This window comes from Kordia periserrulae (assembly GCF_003054265.1).
Lineage (GTDB): Bacteria > Bacteroidota > Bacteroidia > Flavobacteriales > Flavobacteriaceae > Kordia > Kordia periserrulae.
On record NZ_QBKT01000005.1, the window covers coordinates 260,413 to 279,533 of the forward strand.

Here is a 19,121-nt window from a genome sequence, read left to right on the forward strand (position 1 = left end):
AAAAAACTTTTGAAAATGAAAAAAAACATTTTTTTAACCGCATTAGTACTATTTTTAGGTGTACTAGCTTGTAGTGATGACTTTACTACAAATCCGCCTGAAAATGTAGAAGACTTAGAAACGTTCTTCCAAAATGAAGAAAACGTAGAAGCTGCAGTCATTGGAATTTATGACTTACTACACTTAAACTACAGTAGAGATTGGCACAGTGCCTTTTTGGTAAAACAATTGCCTGGAGACGACGCCAATGCTGCTGGAGGAAACTCAAGTGACCAACCGCAACTACAAGACATTGACGATTATACCAATATTTCAACCGCGAATGGTTCTATAGAAAGTGTTTGGAATAATTTTTACAGCACTATCGCATTGTCAAACTTAGTGATTGAAAGTTTGGTAGAAAGTACCTTGAGCAACAAAGACAGAGCAACCGCAGAAGCAAAATTCATCCGAGCTTGGTGTTATTTTGAATTGACAACCATGTTTGGAGATGTGCCATTGCGCTTAACACTTCCGCAAGGAGCTGCAGATTTCGGATTGGCAAAATCGACAAGAGCAGAAATCTATGCACAAATAGAAGCAGACTTAGCAGATGCCATTGCAAACTTACCACAAAAAACAGCTTTGGCAGACGAATTCCGATTCTCTAAAGGAGCAGCAGAAGCGTTGATGGGAAAAGTATTGGTTTTCCAAGAAAAGTATTCAGAAGCCATTCCGTATTTTGAATCTGTAATCGCAAACAGCGCGCACGATTTAGAACCGAATGTAGCAGATGTTTGGGGAATTGATACAGAATTCGGTATCGAATCTTTAGTAGAAATTGGTTTTGTATCAACTTCAGGTAGAGATTGGGGAAATATCGCTTGGGGTGGAAGAAACGAAAGCAACTTACACGTACAATTAATGGGACCTAGAGGTGACGGAATTTTTGACGTAACGGGAACAGGTTTATTAAACGGTTGGGGATTCAACTTGCCTACAGCAAAGCTAGCAAATGCATTTGATGCTGCAGGAGACACTGAAAGAAAAGCAGCAACCTTACTCACAGAAGCTGAATTAATTGCTGCTGGTGGAGGTGTTGATCCAACAAGTGCTACTGGAGGTGTCATTTGGGATTACGAAGGTGCAATTCGTGTAAAATATGCTTCAAGAGCAGAAGATACAAGCGACGGTGGTGTTCGTGAATTAAACTACAGCACCAACTTCAGATTGTTCCGCTACGCAGAAGTATTATTACTTGCGGCAGAAGCATACAACAAAGTAGGACAAGACGGAAGCGCACGTACTGAATTAAACAAAGTACGAAACAGAGCTGGATTGCCTGATGTAAGTACATCACTTTCAGGAACCGATTTATTTGATGCTATCGTAGACGAAAAATTCTTAGAATTGGCACACGAAGGACAACGTTTCTGGGATTTAGTTCGATGGGGAAGAGCAGCCACAGAATTGGCAGGAACAGGATATGCTCCTAAAAATGATTTATTCCCAATTCCTATTACAGAAATAGATAAAAATGGAGAATTAACTATTGCAGATCAAAATCCTGGTTACTAATAGGATTTCAAAATAGCGTTAATTATTTATTCATATATACACTATTTGAATTGCTGTAACAAAGCAGTATGAAACCATGCTGCTTTGTTATTTTAGTGTATTTTTTTAATACGCGCCAAAATGACATCAAAAAATTATGCGCGTAGCATGTATAATGCAATTATCACCAACCTATCTAATCCAATGCCGCAAATGAAAAGACTAAGCAACGCTTTCATTCTTTTTATTCTTCTCTTCCATAGTTGTTCGCCTAAAAAGGAACAAAAAGTAGTAGAAAACACACCGCTTTTTACCAAACTAAACGCAGCGCAAACCAATATTACCTTCAACAATGCGTTGACGGAAACCGATTCCCTCAACTATTTCACCTACACGTCCATTTACATGGGAGGCGGAATCTCTGTGGGCGATATCAATAACGACGGTTTGCAAGATGTATTCTTTACAGGAAATCAAGTCAAAAACAAGCTCTATCTCAATAAGGGAAATCTACAATTTGAAGACATTTCTGCGCAAAGCAACACACAAGGAGACGAACGCTGGTACACAGGAACCACCATGGTAGACATCAACAACGATGGCTATTTAGACATTTACTGTTCAGTAGCGGGAAAAACAGGCAACAAAAAAAATCAGTTGTTCATCAACAATCAAAACAACACCTTTACAGAAGCGGCAGCACAATACGGAATTGCCCATGAAGGCAACTCCATTCAAGCTACTTTTTTCGACTATGACAATGATGGCGATTTAGACATGTATTTGGCAAATTATCCAATATCGCATCCTTCTACGTCTAACATGATTTACAAAAATCGGATGGAAAATGTCAATTCGATAGAATCTGACAAACTCTACCGGAACGATGGCGAAACGTTTACCGATGTGTCGGAAGAAGCCGGCGTAAAAAACTATAGTTTCTCTATTGGTATCGCTGCTGCAGATATTAACAATGACGGCTGGATTGACATATATGTCTCCAACGATTATAGCATTCCAGACTTTCTCTACATCAACAATCAAGATGGCACCTTTCGGGAAGTCATCAAACAAGCTACCAATCAAACCGCTTTCTACGGAATGGGCGTTGATATTGCCGATATCAACAATGACGGTTTTTTAGACATCTTTCAAGCAGATATGGACGCTGACAACAATCGCCGTTCAAAAGCCAATATGGCAAGTATGAATCCGCGATTATTTCATGAAACGGTATTCTACGGATTTCACTACCAATACATGCACAATTGTTTTCAACTGAATACAGGTTATATGGAAAACGGTGTGCCAAAATTTTCTAATATTTCACGACTTACAGGAACGTCGTCTACCGACTGGAGTTGGGCACCATTATTTGCCGATTTTGACAACGATTCGCACAAAGACTTATTTGTTAGCAACGGAACGCGAAAAGAAATCAACAACAAAGACTTCTTTAAAAAAATAGGAAAAAAAGAATACGATAAGCTTTCACTAGTCGAAAAAAGCGCCAAAATTCCAAGTGAAAAAATAGACAATTTCATGTTCCAAAATCTAGGTGGACTGGAATTTAAAAAAGTCAACAAAGATTGGGGAATAGAACACAAAGGCTTTTCAAATGGGGCTATCTACGCAGACTTGGACAATGACGGCGATTTAGAAATCATTCTCAACAATATTGACGAAGAAGCGGTCATTTTTCAAAACAATGCATCAAACAATTACTTAAAAATTCAGTTAGAAGGAACTGTAAAAAACAAACACGCTTTAGGTTCTCGCGTCACGATTTTTAGCAACGGAACACAACAAGTTCAAGAACTCACACTTACCAGAGGTTTTCAATCGTCTGTAGCACCAGAATTGCATTTTGGTTTAGGAAACGAAACAACCATCGACAGTCTACACATTGTTTGGAACGATGGTGAAATCTCAAAAGAAAAAAATATCAAAGCCAATCAAACACGTAAGTACCAACACCCAACACCCAACACCCAACACCGAATAGTAAAGAGTCAAGAGTCAAGAGTCAAGAATCAAGAGCTATTTACAACCGACATTGATTTTTCAAACACCATCAAACACACCGAAAACGACCATGACGATTTTGCAACGCAAGTATTATTACCGCATAAAATGTCTACACTCGGTCCTGCGGTTGCGACAGCAGATGTCAACAACGATGGTTTGGAAGATATCTATATTGGCGGTGCATTTGGATTGACTTCAACACTCTACTTGCAAACAAGCAAAGGTTTTACACCACAAAACACCAATGCTTTTGATGCAGACAAAATTTCAGAAGATGTGGGCGCTTTATTCTTTGATGCAGATAAAGATGGCGACCAAGACTTATACGTGGTTAGTGGCGGTTACGAATTTGCTGAAAACTCCAATTTTCTAAAAGACCGTTTATATCTCAACGATGGAAATGGAAACTTTCAAAAAAGTAACACGGCATTACCCGAATTTAACAGCAGCGGTTCGCGTGCATACACACTTGATTACAACAAAGATGGAAAACAAGATATTTTAGTCTTGGGAAGACAAACGCCAGGGAAATATCCGTTTCCAACATCGAGCTATCTGCTAGAAAATATTTCACAAAAAGGCAAAGTACAATTTGAAGATACTACTAAAAACTTTGCGCCCGACTTGCAAGGAATCGGGATGGCGACAAGTGCTGTCATCACAGATTTCAACAACGATTCGTGGGACGATATCATTTTAGTAGGCGAATGGATGCCGATAACGATATTGCAAAACAACAACGGCGTTTTTGAAAATGTCACGGAAAAAATGAACCTACACGAAACTACTGGTTGGTGGTGGAGCATCAATCAAGGTGACTTTGATGGCGATGGTGACATGGATTATATCATTGGAAACAACGGACAAAACTACAAATACAAAGCCACGGAAGACGAAACGTTCGACATTTATGTAGAAGATTTCGACAAAAACAAAAAAGAAGACATCGTACTCAGTTACTATGACGATGGTACGCAATATCCTGTGCGCGGTCGTCAATGTTCATCGCAGCAAGTACCCACGATAAAACAGAAATTTAAAAATTATGACGAATTTTCTACCGCAACGCTGATTGACGTTTACGGAAAGAAAAACTTAGAAAATGCCTTGCACTATCAAGTCAAGTCGTTTGCGAGTATCTATCTGGAAAATACAGAGAATGGTTTCAAAATACACAAATTACCTGTGGAAGCGCAAGTATCAAGCATCAATCAAATTTTGGTCAAAGACTACGATAATGACGGACAGTTAGATGCGCTTATTGCAGGTAATTTGTACAATTCGGAAGTAGAAACACCGCGAAACGACGCGAGTTACGGAATGTTTCTAAAAGGTGATGGTCACGGAAACTTTCAAGCGGTGCCAGTAACACAAAGCGGATTTTTTACTACGGGCGATGTCAAGGACTTGCAGCATATCAACATAGGAAACGCACCGTATATTCTATCCATCAAAAACAACGATTACATACAATTTATCAAACATAACAACAAACACTAATTGTAGTCAAAAACAATCTTTTACACCAAAACTACATGAATAAAATAACCGTATTTGTGTTGCTCCTCACCCTAATGAGTTGCAAAGAAAAAGTAGCAACACCTACAGAATTAGTAGCTGAAATTGAATATAAAATTCCAGCAAAACTGGGCGAAGGCGCTTTTTGGGATTATAAAAACAATCAATTGTATTGGGTAGATATTATTGGGGAATCACTCAATGTGTACAATCCAGAAAACAAAACGAATAAGCACATCAAAATGCCGGCTCCAATCGGAACCGTCGTGCCTTCTGAAGAAAAAAACATCGTAATAGTAGCACTCAATGATGGTGTGTATGTGGTGAATGTTGCCACAGAAAAAATCATAAAACTCACCGATGTAGAAGCCGAAAACCTTGGAACACGCCTAAACGATGGAAAATGCGATCCGAATGGGAATCTGTGGATTGGCTCTATGGATTACTCACAAACAAATCCTGGCGGAAACTTATACAAAGTTGACGCACAAGGAAATGTAGACAAAATGCTTGGGAACATTACCATTTCTAACGGAATCGTTTGGTCAAAAGATGGCAAAACGATGTACTATATTGACACGCCAACCACCAACATACGTGCGTTTGATTATGACAAAAATACGAGTACCATTTCCAATGAAAGAGTCGTAGTAACGATTCCTGTAGCAGAAGGTTCGCCCGATGGTATGGCAATTGACGAAAACGACACACTTTGGGTAGGATTGTGGAATGGAAACAGCATTGCCAATTACAATCCGAAAACGGGGAAACTCATTCAAAAAATAAAAGTGCCAGCGCACAATGTCACTTCGTGTGCGTTTGGAGGCGAAAATTTACAAACACTCTACATCACAACTTCAAGTTTGGACATGACGGAAGAAGAAAGTACCAAATATCCGTTGGCAGGTTCGCTATTCAAAATAGAATTGGACGTAAAAGGCGTACACAGCGACTTTTTCAAAAAACCAATCCTCAAAACAAATCAAGAAACGGAAGACGAAACACAACCATGAAAAAAATATACACACTTATCTTCGTACTCTTCTTCACAATCATTGCGTGTAAAACAGAAGAAAAACCAACCAATACGCTAGAAGACAAAGTTTCTGAATTATTGTCTAAAATGTCACTAGATGAAAAATTGGGGCAACTAAACTTACGAGGCACTTCAAGCAGAGTAAAAGGGCAATTATCCGATTCGCTAAAACAAGCCGTGCGCGATGGGAAAATAGGCGCTTTTCTCAATGTAACCAATACCGAATTTGTAGACGAATTACAACGTATTGCCGTAGAAGAAAGTCCCAACAACATTCCACTCATCTTTGCGCGAGATGTCATTCACGGCTACAAAACCATCTTTCCCATTCCATTGGGAATTGCCGCAACGTGGGATGCTGAAGTCGCAAAAAACTCCTCACGTGTAGCAGCGGTAGAAGCTTCATCGTTTGGAATTCGTTGGACTTTTGCGCCCATGTTAGATATTGCACGCGACAGTCGCTGGGGACGTATTGCCGAATCACCTGGCGAAGATCCGTTTTTGGCAACCAAACTATCAGAAGCGTATGTAACAGGATTTCAAGGCGACAGTTTAAATGACCCGACAAGTATGATTGCTTGCGCAAAACATTTTGTCGGTTACGGCGCAGCCATTGGCGGACGCGATTACAACACCACAGTTATCAGTGAAGCGCAATTGCACAATAGTTACTTACCGCCATTCAAATCGGCAGTGGATGCGGGAACGCAAACCTTTATGACGGCTTTCAATGAAGTCAACGGAATTCCTGCTTCGGGCGATACAAAAATGTTGACCACTATTTTACGCGAAAAATACAAGTTTAACGGTTTTGTGGTGAGCGATTGGGATTCTGTCAAAGAAATGATTGCACATGGTTTTGCTACAGATGAAAAACACGCTGCAGAAATTGCACTCAAAGCAGGGTTAAACATGGAAATGAACAGTGCAACTTTTGAAATGTATGCAAAAGAATTACTAAAAGAAGGCAACATTACCGAAGCACAAATTGATGCCTTAGTAGCAGAAATTTTACGCGTAAAACTTAGAATGGGCTTATTTGAAAACCCGTATCGTGTAGACAAAAGTGAAAATCTATACGCAGCATCACATTTGCAAATGGCGAAAGAAGCCGCAATCAAAAGTTCGGTATTGTTGAAAAATAAACAAAACATTTTGCCTTTAGGTTCAGCATCTAAAGTTGCTATAATTGGTCCGATGGCAACCAAACCGAGAGAGCAACTCGGAACGTGGTCGTTTGATGGTGATGGAAACTATACGCAAACGCCCGTAATGACATTTCAAGACAAAAAGGTAGATTTTCAATTTGTAGAAGGCTTATCGTACAGTAGAGACAAATCTACCCAAGATTTTTCCAAAGCAATTGCCGCCGCCAAAAAATCGGACGTCATTCTATTTATCGGTGGTGAAGAAGCCATTCTTTCTGGAGAAGCACACAGTAGATCTAACATCAATCTACCTGGCGCACAAGAACAACTCATCAAAGAATTAGCAAAAACAGGAAAACCAATTGTACTTGTTATCATGGCAGGAAGACCCATTACGGTATCAAACATTATCAATGATGTAGACGCCATTCTCATGACGTGGCATCCTGGAACGATGGGCGGACCAGCCATTTACGATATGCTATACGGAAACGCGGAACCTAGCGGACGATTGCCTGTAACATGGCCAAAAGTAGCAGGGCAATTGCCGTTGTATTACAATCATAAAAGCACAGGACGACCAGTGATTCCTGAAGAATTTGTGCAAATGGACAGCATTCCAATAGGTGCATGGCAAAGCTCATTAGGAAATACGACACATTATTTAGACGTTGGCTATTTACCGCAATATCCGTTTGGATACGGACTAAGTTATACCACTTTTGCATACAGTGATTTGACACTATCAAGCAGTAAAATTTCTGAGCAAAATGATATCACTATCAAAGTCACGGTGAAGAATACAGGAACGCGTACAGGAAATGATATCGTACAATTATATGTGCAAGATGTCGTGGGAAGAATTACGCGACCTGTCAAAGAACTCAAAGGATTTCAACACGTAACATTAGCACCAAACGAAGCAAAAGAAGTCGCGTTTACGCTTTCACTGGATGATTTAAAATACTATGACAACGAAGCAGTATTCGGCGTAGAAAAAGGAGAGTTCAACATTTTCGTCGGACAACATTCGGCAACAGGAATGAACGCTACCATCAAATATGAATAAGGTATACATCATTATGGGCGTAAGCGGTTGCGGCAAAACCACGGTTGGAAAACTACTGTCACAAGCGTTAACGATTCCTTTTATTGATGCGGATGCGTTTCATCCTAAAGAAAACATTCAAAAAATGACAAACGGAATCGCGCTTACTGATACGGATAGAAAACCTTGGTTGGAAGATATCAATCAAGAACTCATTCAGCAATCGCGCCAAAAAGGAGTTGTGTTGGCGTGTTCCGCATTAAAAGAAAGTTACCGAAAAATACTCTCAAAAGATATACAACATATAGAATGGATATACCTCAAAGGCGATTTCAAAACCATTCAACAGCGCATGCAACAACGCGAACACTTTATGAATGTCGATTTATTACAATCGCAATTTGACACGCTTGAAGCACCAACGTATGGAATGCATATATCTATTGAAAAATCGCCTGAAAACATACTCACAGAAATCCTAAAAACACTCCAACAATCATGAAAGCAACCTTTGGCATTATAGGATTGGGCGTGATGGGAAAAAGCATTGCCATCAACGCACTAAACCATCATATTTCGGTAGCGGTGTACAATCGTGAAACGAAAGATGAGGTCAATATTGCTAAAGATTTTGTGGCAGCGCACGCAGAAAAAAATGTGCAAGGTTTTACTGTGTTGAAGGATTTTATCAATGCCTTAGAAACGCCACGCAAGATTTTGCTGATGGTGAATGCTGGGAATGCAGTTGACCAAGTCGTGAATAATTTATTGCCGTTTCTTTCGGAAGAAGACATCATTTTAGATGGCGGAAACTCACATTATCAAGATACGAATAGAAGAATTACAACCTTACGCGAAAAAAATATTCACTTTTTAGGAGTTGGCATTTCGGGTGGAGAAGAAGGCGCATTAAAAGGTCCTTCATTGATGCCTGGCGGCGATTGGAGAAGTTATCAAAAAGTAGCACCTATTTTAGAAACGATTGCGGCAAAGGATAACAATGGAAAACCCTGTTGTGCATATTTGGGAAAAAATGGTGCGGGACATTTTGTAAAAATGGTACACAACGGCATCGAATACGGCGATATGCAATTGTTGGCAGAATTGTATGAAATCTTGTCAAAAAGTAACAATTATGAGGATATCGCGGCACTTTTCAACGCGTGGAATCAAACGGAATTGGCAAGTTATCTGTTGGAAATCACTGCAAAAATATTAACTACAAAAGAAGGTGACGACTATGTGTTGGACACTATTTTAGACAAAGCGGGAAACAAAGGAACAGGCTCGTGGTCGAGCAAAGCGGCAATGGAATTAGGAGTTCCAACAACCATAAAAACAGCGGCGGTATATGCGCGATATATTTCTTCATTTCATCAAAAAAGACAAGAATTAGGCGTGAAATCTGCAAAAGAAAGCATTGGCGAATTAAATATAGAAGCCTTAAAAGAAGCCTACAGTTTTGCAAGAATCCTCAACCTACATCAAGGTTTTGAATTGTTGCAAGCAGCTTCCAAAGAATACGATTGGCAATTGAATTTAGCGGAAATCTGTAGCATTTGGTCAAATGGTTGCATCATCAAATCAGCATTGCTTGAAAAAAGTATTGAAATCTTCCAACAGCACACGACACTTTTAGATAATTCTAGTATTATTCAGCAATTGCAAACACAAGAAAACGACGTCAAAAAAATCATCAAATACGCATTGGACAATCGCTTGAACATTCCGTGTATATCAGCAGCGTATAACTATTGGATCATGATGACAACTCAACGAACGTCTGCTAATATGATTCAGGCACAACGCGATTTCTTTGGCGCGCACACGTTTCAAAAAGTAAACGACACTACAGGACAAACGTTTCACTATAACTGGAAAAAGTAGATGGAAGCAACACTAAATATTCAATTACTCTTAGCCGTTTTTGCGGGAATCACAGTATTGTTAGTGCTGATTTTAAAGTTTAAAATACAATCATTTATCGCCTTATTAATGGCAAGTATTACGGTGGGAATTACTGCTGGAATGTCGCCTGTAAATATCATTCAAACCATACAAATCGGTATGGGAAATACACTCGGTTTTGTAGCGTTGGTGATTGGCTTGGGCGCTATTTTTGGAGCAATCTTAGAATATTCTGGTGGTGCAGAAGCCTTAGCGCGATTCTTACTAAAAAAGTTTGGCGAAAAGCGGGCTTCTTGGGCGTTAATGATGACAGGGTTTCTAGTTGCAATTCCTGTATTTTTCGATGTAGCGTTTATCATTTTAGTGCCGATTATCTATTCGTTGCAACGACGAACAAAAAAATCGCTGTTGCTCTACGCAATTCCGCTTTTGGCAGGATTGGCAATCACACATGCGTTTATTCCACCAACGCCAGGACCGATTGCTGTTGCGGATATTTTAGGAGCCGATTTGGGTTGGGTAATTCTTTTTGGATTCATGGTAGGAATTCCAACAGCGATTGTCTGCGGTCCGATATTTGCCAAATACATCGCACAAAAAATACACGTTGACGCTCCCGAAATCACTACAGAAATGCCACAAGAAGAAAACTATCCCGCCATCGGATTGATACTTTCCATCATCGGAATTCCAATTCTGTTGATTGTCTGCAATACCATTATCAACAGTCCGCTCGTAAGCGACAATTTCATTCCAGCATACATCAAACAATGGATAGGTTTGGTAGGGAATCCTATTGTAGCGTTGATTATTGCCAATCTAATTGCATGGTATGTGTTGGGAATTCGAAGAAAAGTCACGAAACAGCAATTGCTTGAAATTACTTCAAAATCTATGGCGCCCACGGGAGTCATCATTCTGTTGACAGGTGCTGGCGGTGTTTTTAAAGAAATGTTAGTCGCGACAAAAACAGGCAGCATGTTAGCGACATATTTTGCGGAAATTGGCATTCCAATCATTATCTTCGGTTTTTTTATTGCGGTTTTGGTCAGAATATTACAAGGATCGGCAACAGTGGCAATGATTACCGCTGCGGGATTTACCTCACCGTTGGTCATGGCGCAGGAAAGCATCACAGATATTGACAAAGCGTTGCTGGTGATTGCCATTGCTTCGGGCGCGTCCATCATGTCACATGTAAATGATAGCGGATTTTGGCTGGTTAGTAAATATTTGGGAATCAATGAAAAGCAAACGTTCAAAAGTTGGACAGTCATGACAACCATATTAGCCTTGGTGAGTTTCTCCATTGTTGCTGTCATTGCATTTATAAAATAATTTAACTCAAAAAATATGGCAACACACAAAAAATTAAGCTTGCGCGAAAAAATAGGATATGCTTTGGGCGATACCGCCGCAAACATCGCTTGGCGAACCGTTGCCTATTTTCTGCCAATATTTTACACCGATGTATTTGGCTTGGAAGCTGCAGTTGCCGCGACGTTGATATTTTTAATTCGATTGACTGATGGTGTGACCGATTTGATCATGGGAAATATTGCCGATAGAACCAAAAGCAAGTATGGAAAATTTCGTCCGTGGTTGTTGTGGACAGCCTTGCCGTTTGCTGTTGCGTTAATCTTACAATTTACCACACCAGATTTAAGTTTGACAGGAAAAGTAATTTGGGCGTATGCAACGTCCATTTTTTACACATTGACTTACACGGCGAATAACGTGCCGTATTCTGCATTGATGGGCGTGATGACGAGCGATGTAAAAGTGCGTACCGAACTGTCTTCCTATCGTTTCTTTGGTGCGTATTTGGGTGGAATCATTGCAACGATTGGTGTGATTGCGTTGGTAGATTATTTAGGCGACGGAAATCAAAATATTGGTTATCAATATACTATGTATGTCTTAGCGTTTATTTTAGCAGGTTGTTCGTTGATTACCTTTTATACCACGCGCGAACGTGTTCCTGTTATCAAAACAAGCAATTTGAAAGACGATTATAAGGATTTAATTAAAAATGTTCCTTGGTTAATTTTATTACTTATCGGATTTATCTTTGTTACCTACAACGTGATTAAGCAAAGCACGACCATGTATTACTTTTCGCATTATGTAAATGATGAACAGAATATATTTGGAAGTCTGGTCGATTGGGGCGGAAAAAAAGGATTGGCAGGTTTGTACTTGCTGTCATTATTGGTCATTTCGATGATATCTACCGTTTTTGCACCCGCGTTGACGCGATTTTTTGGAAAAGTAAAACTATTCATCATGAGTATTGTTTTTTCTGCAATCACAGCGGGCGCGATGTATTGGTTGGAAGCCAATCAAGTGGGAAGTATGTTTACATTGGGAATTCTCTCTGAATTTGGCGCTGGTTTGATGCCTGTATTGTTCTTTGCAATGTTGGGCGATGCGGCTGATTATTCCGAATATAAAAACAAACGACGTGCTACTGGATTGGTCTATTCGGCGGGAACATTTGCCATGAAATTTGGCGGCGGTATGGCAGGATTCATTACTTTGATGATTTTAAACATGTACAATTACGACGGAGAAGCAGTCGTGAAAACACCAGAAATGCTAGAAGGTATCAAATTGAATATGAGTATTGTACCTGCAATTTTTGTGTTGGTTGGTGTAATTGCGTTGTGGTTTTATCCGTTGACGTCTAAAAAAATGGAAGTGATTGAAGCGGAGTTGGAAGAAAGACGTGCTGCGAAAGTTGATGCGTAGTTGAATTGCTATTTTTTTATCGAGTCTTTTTCTTTCCAAGTAAAACCATCAAACCTATTAATGGACCAAAGGCTAAAACCGTCAAGATTATTGGTGTATTTGTCCAAGTTTGTAAAGTGTTTAGCAATTGAATGCTGATAATGGTGATAAAAAAACCTATGCAATTTACAATGGTAAGCGCCGTGCCTTTTAAGCTTGACGGAGCGTTTTGAGCCACTAAGGTTGAAAAAAGTGGTGAATCGGCAATGACAACCATTCCCCAAAAGAGAAGAAAAACGATAAATAGGTTTGCTGAACCCACAGAAAATAGTAGTGGAAACAACAAACAACAAAGACACGACAACGCCAACGAACTCATCGCGACTTGTTTTACGCCGATTTTTTGGGAAATATAACCGCCCAATACACACGCCAAACCTCCAATAGCAATGATTGAAAATGATGCTACAGGAATATTGAATGTTGTAGTGTGTGTTTTGTTGAATAAGTGAAGCATGCTCGGTACAAACGCCCAAAAAGCATACAACTCCCACATGTGTCCGAAATATCCAAACGCTGCTTTTCGAAATTTTTGTTCTTTAAAAATCGTTGGAATTGCTTTCAAATCAATTTTTTGAGAAGGTTTTCTGTACGGACCGTTTGGGACAAAAAATAGCATTACAATTCCGCCTAACAACGCTAGTACAGACGTCGTGATGATGACAAATTCCCACGGAAGTTCGCCTTTGATTTCTTTTAGTAAATGTGGAAACGCAGTTCCAATAACCAAGGCGCCGACAAGATATCCGAGCGATTTCCCCAAGCCTTTTTGGTAGTAATCGGCCGCGATTTTCATTCCTACAGGATAAATTCCCGCAAGGAAAAAACCCGTAAAAAAACGAAACAGAAGTATGCTTGTATAGGTGTTTCCTTTCCAAACGAGGAATACATTGCATATTGCGCCCAAGACTGCGCAACCAAAGAAAACCTTGGATGGCGCATACCGATCAGCAATAGATAAAATGGCAAATAAAAACGTTCCAACGATAAAACCAAATTGAAGTACAGACGTAAGGTGTCCCAATGCGTTTTCGTTGAGTAGAAATGTTGTTTGTAATTCATGCATCACGCCATTTCCAGCAAACCATAACGATGTGCAAAAGAATTGCGATAGTACAATGACAGGAAGTATGTGTTTTGGCGGATTCATGGGAGTGTTAGTTCATCAATTCCAATGCTTTTTCTACACTTTCGGTAGGCAATTTACAGGCTCTGTTGACGCACACATATATCAAGGTTTTGTCTTCGTAAAAACGATTTTTTAGCAGCGGCAAATCACTTTCGGTAGAGCTTCCACACAGAATAATATTCGGTAGATAGTGTTGTTGTAATTCTTTTGCTTTTGCGATGGCATTTTTTCCATTAATCACAACTTCATAATACGGTTGTGAGAGATTCAAATACAACTCCAGCCAATACGAATATAAATACGGAAATTCTAGCGCGTCGGGCAAAATGCGTTGCAACATTTGATTGCTTTTTGCTAAATAATCATCATTGCCAAAATAGTGTCCCAACTGAAATAGGTTGTGACTCATTACAGCATTCGCGGACGGCATCACGCCATCTTCTACGTCAAATTCTTTAAAATCAAGTCCAGAAGCATCACGTTTGGAAAAGGCAAACAACTTTTTCTCAGCGTCATAAAAATGTTCGTTTGTGTAGTGAAGTAACGATTTGGCATCGAGCAACCATTGTTCGTCAAACGTAATTTGATATACTGCCAAAAACGCATCAATCAAATACGCGTAATCGTCTAGAAAACCGTGAATTTCTTTGTTTTCAAGACTTCGCAGGACTTTCCAATCGTTCAAAATTAACTTTTCTTTGATGGCAGTTGCCGTTTTGATAGCTTTTATTTTAAGTGTTTCGTCACCAAAAACTTTGTACGCATCTGTATAAGCTTTTAGCAACAACGCATTCCACGAAGTAATGATTTTAGTATCCGTTTTAGGTGCCTTTCTTTGTTGGCGTTCCGCAAGCAGTATTGATTTCCATTGTGCAATTTTCTGTTGCAATGTCGCTGTTGTAAGTTGGTGTTTTTGAATGAATATTTCGTCTGAATAGACTTTGATCAACACATGTTTTTTGTCTTCCGTAAGTGGAATTTCATTCAAACCGAAATAGTCTGCAAACAAGCTAAAATCGTCTTTTAATATCTCTTGTAATTCCGCTTTTGTCCAAGTATAATACGCGCCTTCTTCGGTGTCGTTTTCTTCATTCAAACTGTCTGCATTGAGCGAAGCATAACACAAACCGTCATCGCGTAGTAAGTGTTGTTCCAGAAATTGCAAGGTTTGAAAAACAGTATTTTTATAGCGTTCTTCTTTTTGGGTTTGATAAGCATACGAAAACAACGAAATCAGTTGTGCATTGTCGTACAACATTTTTTCAAAGTGTGGAATATTCCAGTGTTTGTCTGTGGCGTAGCGTGCAAATCCGCCTTCCAAATGGTCAAACAATCCGCGATTGGCAATGTTTTGTAATGTTTGATTGACATGTTTTTCAACAGCAGTATCTTTTTGTGTAATTGCATAGCGAAGCAGGAATCTGTAGTTGCTTGGTCGTGGAAATTTTTCTGCTTCTTGCAATCCGCCGTTTTCGAAATCGAGTTCTTTTTTCCACGTATTTATGATAGCATCTGTAGAGATTTTAGAAAGTTGCAGAGCTTCTTCATTTGTGAAATTCTGTAGTACATTCATGCGTTGGACTTGTGCCTGCGCGAATTCCACGGTTTTCTCAGGATTTTCTTGGTAGATTTTGACGATTTGTTGCAGCGAATGCATCCAGTTTTCCTTCGTAAAATACGTTCCGCCCCAAACTGGTTCACCGTTCGGAAGCGTCACACAATTTAACGGCCAACCTGCATTTCCCGTCATTAATTGTACCGCTTTGAGATAGGTTTTGTCAATATTTGGATGTTCTTCACGGTCTACTTTTACATTGATAAAATGTGCGTTCATGAATTTAGCCACAGTTTCATCTTCAAAAGTTTCTTTTTCCATTACATGACACCAATGACACGATGCATAGCCAATAGAAAATAAGATGAGTTTGTTTTCTGCTTTCGCTTTCGCGAGAATGTCCTTGCTCCAAGGTTGCCAATTCACAGGATTGTGCGCGTGTTGCACTAAATACGGACTCGTTTCATTGATGAGTGCATTTGTGTATTTGTGCGTTTCTTTAGGAGTTTCCGAACACGAAATCAGCAGAAAAAAAAGAGATAAAAGTGAGTAAACAATGCGCATGCAAGCTTTTTTCTCAAATATAGCTAAATTGTGTTTTGTTTTTTGTGATTCGTTGTTTGTTTTTCGTCGTAAAATGAAAACCTACAAAACGAACCTTGAACGTTAGACATTGAATAAAAAAACTCCCAAAACCTAACACCTAATACCCAAAACCCAACACCTCATTAATGCGTAAAATTCCCAAAATACACCATATTGACATCCAATTCGGTATTTCCTAGTGTAGAGCCGTCGTGAAAGCAATTGTCCGTTGGCGCAATGTAGTATTGATATGGTTTTTGTGCCATTCGGATGACAGGATAGTCTGGAAAATGCTTGAAAAAGGTTTCGGCAACATTATACACATCTACTTTGCTAATGTCCGTCACTTCTTTGAGCATATTGTACACCTGAATCATCGACAGATTGATGTACAAAAAGTAACGCGTTTGCGAACCTAGATTGATGCAAATTCTGTTGCCATGTTTATACGTCGTATGCAAGGTCATAAATTGCGTGCCATCGTTGTGCATGCCCATGTATTTTTTCTCAGGAATGGTAAAATCTTCAGGCAAACGCGTAATGTCACACGCTACCATTTCTACATTCGGTAAGTTTGCCGTAATGCAATGTAGATGAAACGGTTTATCGTTGGCAATGGTTTGTAGAAAGTTGTGTAATTCTGTATTGAGCGCCAAGGTTAATTCTTGGTTGGCTTTGAAGCGTTCCATTACTTGACTTCTTCCGATACAGGAACTAAAATCTATCTCTTTGATGTATTGTTTTGCTTTTTCTGGAATTTCCCCAAGATAGATATGATTGTGATCTTTTAGTTCGGAAGTACTTGTTAAAATGCTTATTTCAGAAGCTTCCAAAGATCGCCAATCACGTTTTGGAATGTACGCTTCATCAATGTACAAAGGCATAAAAGATAAATTCTGATAATTTACCCGCGAACCTTGATGTGCGGTATGATGAATCACACCTGAATTGATTTGGATTGCATCAAATCCTTCTGGTAATTTTGAATGAATTCCTATCCCCTTTTTTATTGTCGCTGCTGTTGCTACTGCTGTCATGATTTTTCTTTTTAATATTGAAACTTTCCAAAATACACCATCGTAACGTCCAAATGTGTACTGCCTAAAGTAGAGCCATCATGAAAACAGTTGAAAGTAGCTGCAATGTAGTATTGATATGGCTTTTGCTCTACACGAATTACAGGATAATCTGGAAAGTATTTAAAGAAATATTTTGGAATGTTTGAGATGTTTACCAGTTCAAATTCGTCAGGGCTCATGCATTCTTTTAGCATTTTATACGCTTCCGTTAAGTATAAATTTACAAATAAAAAGTAGCGTGAATCTTTCCCTAAATTGATGCTAATTCTGTTTTCAAAGGAATGTGCGGTTTCAATGGTCATCTCTTGTAATCCGTCATTATGAAGTCCTATAAGTACTCTATCAGACGCTACATGATCTTGAGGAAGCATAACTGTGTTTGCTGCCACTAATTCTAAATTGGGATTATTTACACCCATACAATGATAGTGAAAAGGTTCGTTGTTGGACATGGGAAGTAAAAAATCATTCATTAGTGCGGTTGCCTTTTTTACCGCTTCAGGATCTTTTTCCAATCTAAAAAACATATCTCTTCTGTGTAGGCTTTCGTCTAACTGTAATGTTTCAAAACATTCACGTAGTTCGTCAGGAATAACGCCAAGATAAATGGTATTGAGATAATCTCGATTTTCTGGAGGTGTTAAGCAGGCAATTTCATCTTCATTTAAAGGTCTCCAATCTTTTTTACTTACGTATGCTTGCGGTGTAAATTTAGGTGTGTATTTTTCTCCTAAATAATCTACAGCAGCAGCTTTTTGTTTGCTATGATGTACGGTTCCAGAGCTTATTTTTAATGCATCCAAGCCTTCCGGAAGCGTATTGTAAACTGTTATTTGTCTCTTCATTTCCATTGTGTTCTAGTTTTAGTGCGTTTAGTATTGAAATTTTCCAAAATAAATCATCAACACATCTAGTGTTGTCATTCCATATGTTGATCCGTCATGAAAACAATGATCGGTTGCCGATATGTAGTATTGATAGGGTTTTTGCGGAATTCTTATGACTGGATAGTCTGGAAAGTATTTAAAAAATAGTTTTGAGATGTTATATAAATTTACGTGCTCTAGGGAAACACCAAGCTTTTCTTTGAGCATGTTAAACGCTTGTGTGAGCGACAGATTTACGTATAGAAAATAGCGTGTTTCGTTTCCTAAATTAATGGTGAATCGATTGCCTGATTTGTAAGTTTGATGTACTGATCTCAATTCGGCACCGTCATTATGAATGCCCATACATTTTTTGTCTTCTTCTTGATAGCCATCAGGGAGCGAATACGTATCGGCAGCAACCATATCAATATTGGGAAGATTTGCGCCAATAAAGTGAAAGTGAAACGGTTGGTCATTGGCAAATTCCGATAGGTATTCTTGCATCGTATTGCTTAATTTTAGTGTCAAATCATGATCGCGCTTCATGCATTCTTTTACATCTTTTGGTCGCAAACATTCTTTAAATTTTAAATCGTCAAAGATGTGTTTTAATTCATCTGAAATATCTCCGACATATATGGTATTGTAATAGTTTCTATTTTTTGACGCGGTTAACGCCTTGATCTCTTGGTCGGTTAATTTTCGCCAATCGCGCTTTACTACGTATGCATTGTCTTCATATTGTGGCACAAAAGACCAATCTAAATAGTCAACTTTCGCTTTTTCTTGTTGTAGATGATGAACGGTTCCTGAATTGATTTGAACTTCATCAAAAAAATTATCCAATTCGCTGTGTAGTTTTATACCGTTTTGTATGATTTGCATTAGTTGT

The 19,121-nt window shown here is 39.0% G+C and carries 13 protein-coding genes; 8 read left to right on the forward strand and 5 right to left on the reverse strand.

What is annotated here, in order from left to right; translation table 11 throughout:
* Positions 1-15: 15 nt before the first annotated feature.
* From C8N46_RS12250 to C8N46_RS12285, 8 genes are all read left to right on the forward strand, one after another.
* A complete protein-coding gene (locus C8N46_RS12250) occupies positions 16-1,557 on the forward strand; it encodes a RagB/SusD family nutrient uptake outer membrane protein (RefSeq protein WP_108115188.1) in 1,542 nt (513 codons plus the stop codon).
* Positions 1,558-1,677: 120 nt separating this feature from the next.
* Positions 1,678-5,064 carry a VCBS repeat-containing protein gene (locus tag C8N46_RS12255; protein WP_245896835.1) on the forward strand — a complete coding sequence of 1,129 codons (3,387 nt, stop codon included), beginning with the start codon at positions 1,678-1,680 and terminating at the stop codon, positions 5,062-5,064.
* Between the two features lie 35 nt (positions 5,065-5,099).
* Positions 5,100-6,095, forward strand: a complete 996-nt coding sequence (locus C8N46_RS12260; protein ID WP_108115189.1) for an SMP-30/gluconolactonase/LRE family protein — start codon at positions 5,100-5,102, stop codon at positions 6,093-6,095.
* Complete coding sequence (locus C8N46_RS12265; protein WP_108115190.1) at positions 6,092-8,335, forward strand: glycoside hydrolase family 3 N-terminal domain-containing protein; 2,244 nt, start codon at positions 6,092-6,094, stop codon at positions 8,333-8,335. The genes C8N46_RS12260 and C8N46_RS12265 overlap by 4 nt, the downstream gene beginning before the upstream one ends.
* Positions 8,328-8,816 (forward strand): gluconokinase, encoded by a 489-nt coding sequence (locus tag C8N46_RS12270; RefSeq protein WP_108115191.1) that lies wholly within the window; start codon positions 8,328-8,330, stop codon positions 8,814-8,816. The genes C8N46_RS12265 and C8N46_RS12270 overlap by 8 nt, the downstream gene beginning before the upstream one ends.
* Positions 8,813-10,201, forward strand: a complete 1,389-nt coding sequence (gene gndA / locus C8N46_RS12275; RefSeq protein ID WP_245896837.1) for an NADP-dependent phosphogluconate dehydrogenase — start codon at positions 8,813-8,815, stop codon at positions 10,199-10,201. The genes C8N46_RS12270 and gndA overlap by 4 nt, the downstream gene beginning before the upstream one ends.
* Positions 10,202-11,560 (forward strand): GntP family permease, encoded by a 1,359-nt coding sequence (locus C8N46_RS12280; RefSeq protein ID WP_108115193.1) that lies wholly within the window; start codon positions 10,202-10,204, stop codon positions 11,558-11,560.
* 15 nt (positions 11,561-11,575) lie between these two features.
* On the forward strand, positions 11,576-12,973 hold the full coding sequence (locus C8N46_RS12285; protein WP_108115194.1) for an MFS transporter: 1,398 nt from the start codon (positions 11,576-11,578) through the stop codon (positions 12,971-12,973).
* Between the two features lie 16 nt (positions 12,974-12,989).
* Here the strand turns inward: C8N46_RS12285 and C8N46_RS12290 are convergent, their stop codons facing one another.
* The 5 genes from C8N46_RS12290 to C8N46_RS12310 form a co-directional block, all read right to left on the reverse strand.
* Positions 12,990-14,162 (reverse strand): MFS transporter, encoded by a 1,173-nt coding sequence (locus tag C8N46_RS12290; RefSeq protein ID WP_108115195.1) that lies wholly within the window; start codon positions 14,160-14,162, stop codon positions 12,990-12,992.
* A 7-nt stretch (positions 14,163-14,169) separates the two neighbouring features.
* Positions 14,170-16,260, reverse strand: coding sequence for a thioredoxin domain-containing protein (locus C8N46_RS12295; RefSeq protein ID WP_108115196.1), 2,091 nt, complete (start codon positions 16,258-16,260; stop codon positions 14,170-14,172).
* 164 nt (positions 16,261-16,424) lie between these two features.
* Positions 16,425-17,318, reverse strand: a complete 894-nt coding sequence (locus C8N46_RS12300) for a hypothetical protein (RefSeq protein WP_108115197.1) — start codon at positions 17,316-17,318, stop codon at positions 16,425-16,427.
* 11 nt (positions 17,319-17,329) lie between these two features.
* Positions 17,330-18,211, reverse strand: coding sequence for a hypothetical protein (locus tag C8N46_RS12305; RefSeq protein ID WP_108115198.1), 882 nt, complete (start codon positions 18,209-18,211; stop codon positions 17,330-17,332).
* A 21-nt stretch (positions 18,212-18,232) separates the two neighbouring features.
* A complete protein-coding gene (locus C8N46_RS12310) occupies positions 18,233-19,114 on the reverse strand; it encodes a hypothetical protein (protein WP_108115199.1) in 882 nt (293 codons plus the stop codon).
* Positions 19,115-19,121 lie beyond the last annotated feature (7 nt).

What these genes read in the sequence shown, in the direction of transcription:
- C8N46_RS12285 (WP_108115194.1), top strand. Translation starts at nt 11,576, where the DNA reads ATGGCAACACACAAAAAATTAAGCTTGCGCGAAAAAATAGGATATGCT.
- C8N46_RS12305 (WP_108115198.1), bottom strand. Translation starts at nt 18,211, where the DNA reads ATGGAAATGAAGAGACAAATAACAGTTTACAATACGCTTCCGGAAGGC.
- gndA (WP_245896837.1), top strand. Translation starts at nt 8,813, where the DNA reads ATGAAAGCAACCTTTGGCATTATAGGATTGGGCGTGATGGGAAAAAGC.
- C8N46_RS12255 (WP_245896835.1), top strand. Translation starts at nt 1,678, where the DNA reads ATGACATCAAAAAATTATGCGCGTAGCATGTATAATGCAATTATCACC.
- C8N46_RS12250 (WP_108115188.1), top strand. Translation starts at nt 16, where the DNA reads ATGAAAAAAAACATTTTTTTAACCGCATTAGTACTATTTTTAGGTGTA.
- C8N46_RS12310 (WP_108115199.1), bottom strand. Translation starts at nt 19,114, where the DNA reads ATGCAAATCATACAAAACGGTATAAAACTACACAGCGAATTGGATAAT.
- C8N46_RS12295 (WP_108115196.1), bottom strand. Translation starts at nt 16,260, where the DNA reads ATGCGCATTGTTTACTCACTTTTATCTCTTTTTTTTCTGCTGATTTCG.
- C8N46_RS12265 (WP_108115190.1), top strand. Translation starts at nt 6,092, where the DNA reads ATGAAAAAAATATACACACTTATCTTCGTACTCTTCTTCACAATCATT.
- C8N46_RS12300 (WP_108115197.1), bottom strand. Translation starts at nt 17,318, where the DNA reads ATGACAGCAGTAGCAACAGCAGCGACAATAAAAAAGGGGATAGGAATT.
- C8N46_RS12280 (WP_108115193.1), top strand. Translation starts at nt 10,202, where the DNA reads ATGGAAGCAACACTAAATATTCAATTACTCTTAGCCGTTTTTGCGGGA.
- C8N46_RS12290 (WP_108115195.1), bottom strand. Translation starts at nt 14,162, where the DNA reads ATGAATCCGCCAAAACACATACTTCCTGTCATTGTACTATCGCAATTC.
- C8N46_RS12260 (WP_108115189.1), top strand. Translation starts at nt 5,100, where the DNA reads ATGAATAAAATAACCGTATTTGTGTTGCTCCTCACCCTAATGAGTTGC.
- C8N46_RS12270 (WP_108115191.1), top strand. Translation starts at nt 8,328, where the DNA reads ATGAATAAGGTATACATCATTATGGGCGTAAGCGGTTGCGGCAAAACC.